General features: G+C 42.2%; 3 protein-coding genes and 1 pseudogene. All 4 read left to right on the forward strand.

Annotated features, from left to right (window positions below):
- Positions 1-589, forward strand: a pseudogene (locus WBA23_RS17860) (ATP-dependent zinc metalloprotease FtsH); the annotation flags it as partial.
- Between the two features lie 80 nt (positions 590-669).
- Entirely contained in the window at positions 670-1,458 is a 789-nt protein-coding gene (locus WBA23_RS17865; RefSeq protein WP_424583646.1) for a UDP-2,3-diacylglucosamine diphosphatase, read from the forward strand.
- Positions 1,433-2,224, forward strand: a complete 792-nt coding sequence (locus WBA23_RS17870; RefSeq protein ID WP_424583647.1) for a hypothetical protein — start codon at positions 1,433-1,435, stop codon at positions 2,222-2,224. Before WBA23_RS17865 ends, WBA23_RS17870 begins: the two co-directional genes overlap by 26 nt.
- 93 nt (positions 2,225-2,317) lie before the next feature.
- Positions 2,318-2,529 (forward strand): hypothetical protein (locus tag WBA23_RS17875; protein WP_424583648.1); only part of this gene is annotated, 212 nt, incomplete at its 3' end.

Below are 2,529 nucleotides of genomic sequence, written 5' to 3' on the forward strand. Positions count from 1 at the left end.
GTTCTTATACCGTACCGAGCAAATGCTCGACCAAATGTGTATGGCATTAGGAGGCCGAGCGGCTGAAGAAGTAGTCTTTGGCAAAATATCGACCGGTGCTCAGAATGATCTAGAGCGGATTACCAAGATGGCATATAGCATGGTTACCGTTTACGGTATGAATGAAAAGTTAGGTAATGTATCATTTTACGACTCTCGTCAGCCGGACTACAACTTTACCAAGCCCTATTCAGAAGCTACCGCTCAAACGATTGATGAGGAGGTTCGGGCGCTTATTGACCGAGCGTATGAGCGAACCAAAAAGCTGCTAACTGACAAACGAGACCAGCTAGAAGCTTTAGCCAAGCAGTTGCTAGATAAGGAGATTCTGTTTCAGAATGATTTAGAACGACTTATTGGAAAACGCCCCTTTGCTCGACCTACTTCTTATCAAGAGTATACTGAGGAAGAAGAAAAAGATACTGAAAAGGAGGAAAAGGATGCAACGGCTTCTAATGGCCATACCACTGTAACCGACGCAGCTTCTTCTAAAGAAGCAAGAGATTCTCCTGAAGAGACTACTGCGGCTGAGGCCAAGGAAAATCCGTAAGATAAAATTATTTGATTTTAGTAAAAGGGCTGGCTAACAGCCCTTTTTTATTGCCCTAGCTTCTCCTTACTTTTGTCCGCATGATCGCCCACTCGGATTTATCAAACCCTATTCAGCTTCCTGCCGGAAAAAAATTATACTTCGCTTCTGATTTTCATTTAGGTGCTCCTAACTTTCATCAAAGCAAGGAACGGGAGCAGACCCTTGTTCGCTGGCTAGAGGCAATTCAGCCTAATGCGCATGGCTTATTTCTGCTAGGTGATATCTTCGATTTTTGGTTCGAGTATAAGCAAGTAGTTCCGAAGGGCTTTCTACACCTTCAGAGTAAACTGATTCAACTACTGGAAAAGGGTATTTTTGTAGTCTTTTTTACCGGCAACCATGACCTGTGGATGTTCGACTACTTTGAGCGTGAACTAGGTATACCAATAATTCGCCAGCCGATCTCACTTCAAATTAACGATATTCACCTGCATATCGGGCACGGAGACGGGCTAGGGCCGGGCGATTACACGTACAAATTTCTTAAAAAGATTTTCACTGCTAAAATTGGTCAAACGCTCTTTTCCTTTATTCATCCTGACATAGGTATTTCATTGGCTAACTATTGGTCGAGAAATAGTCGTAAAAGTAATGAGAAAAAAGATGAGTCGTTTCAGGGGAAAGAGTATGAGTGGATTTACCAATATTGTCAGGATATTGAGCAACAAAGACATCACGACTACTATGTTTTCGGTCATCGTCATTTGCCGTTAGAGATACCACTCAGCGAGAATAGCCGTTATTATAATTTAGGAGAATGGATTTCTCAACCACACTACGGACTCTTTAATGGTCAAACTTTTGAGCTACGTACTTTTCGGAATTAATTTATGGCTGCTCTGCTTCAACTACTCTATTTTACAGGCTCAACCCTGGGAGCTAAAGGATAGTACTGCCTTTACTTTGCCCGAATCAATAGTTAGCAATACACCTGGTATATTTTATGCGGCAACCGCCAAGGGAGATATTATTCAGTACACTTCGCAAGGTGATACCCTTCATACGTATCAACCAAGCCACCGAGAGCCTCCGGTTTTACTACCCTGGCAAACACTGAGATTACAAGCCTATTTTCCTTTTCAGCAGCTTCTGACCGTGCTGGATCAGAACCTTAACGAGGTTTCTACTATAGAACTTCCTGAGGCAACAATGGGTAATGCAACACTTAGTGCTGACCAGCAGGTTTGGTATATTTCTACTGATCTGGTTCTTAACAAGTACGATCCTCAACTCACCGAAAACACACTTTCCACGTCCCTACAATGGTATCTATCAACGAATGACCAAGTGCATTTACTGCGGGAGTACCAAAATCGGTTATATGTTCAGACTGACGAAGTATTACTGGTTTTTGACTTATTTGGCAACTTTCTTTATAGAAGACCGCTATCAGCCAATTGGCCGATTCAATTTTTTGCCAACGAAACGTACTTTCTCTCCGGTGAAAATATTCATTTCATTCATCTGTATTCTGCTGCTACCCGCAAACTTACTGTGCCCACAGGAAAAAATATTCGTAAAATTTTAATGGAAAAAGAATATCTTCACGGGTATTCGGAACGTTTTTGGTACACGTATTTAATAATTGACTAGAGCCAGAAACAACATACTTTGCTGATGCAACTTAACTTCGGCCACCATATTATAGCCTCTGGTATTGGCTGCATAATTATACTCGTCTTCCTTTTGCTTAGTACAGAAGTGCTAGGGCAAGGAGTAGTGCCGTATCGCGATACATTAGCCCCCAACATTGATACCTCTCTGTTCACCCCTCCCGCTACGCCTATTGAAAATCGCCTCAACTACTCGCGTAGCATACTTAACCAATCGTTTGATTTTAGACTAGAACCTATTTCCGACGGTAAATTTGAAATTAACATTTCGGGTAGCCCCCGCAC

Origin of the sequence: Tunicatimonas sp., assembly GCF_049647865.1 — a bacterium.
Lineage (GTDB): Bacteria > Bacteroidota > Bacteroidia > Cytophagales > Cyclobacteriaceae > Tunicatimonas.

Coding starts and splice junctions, on each gene's coding strand:
- WBA23_RS17865 (WP_424583646.1), top strand. CDS start 670: ATGATCGCCCACTCGGATTTATCAAACCCTATTCAGCTTCCTGCCGGA.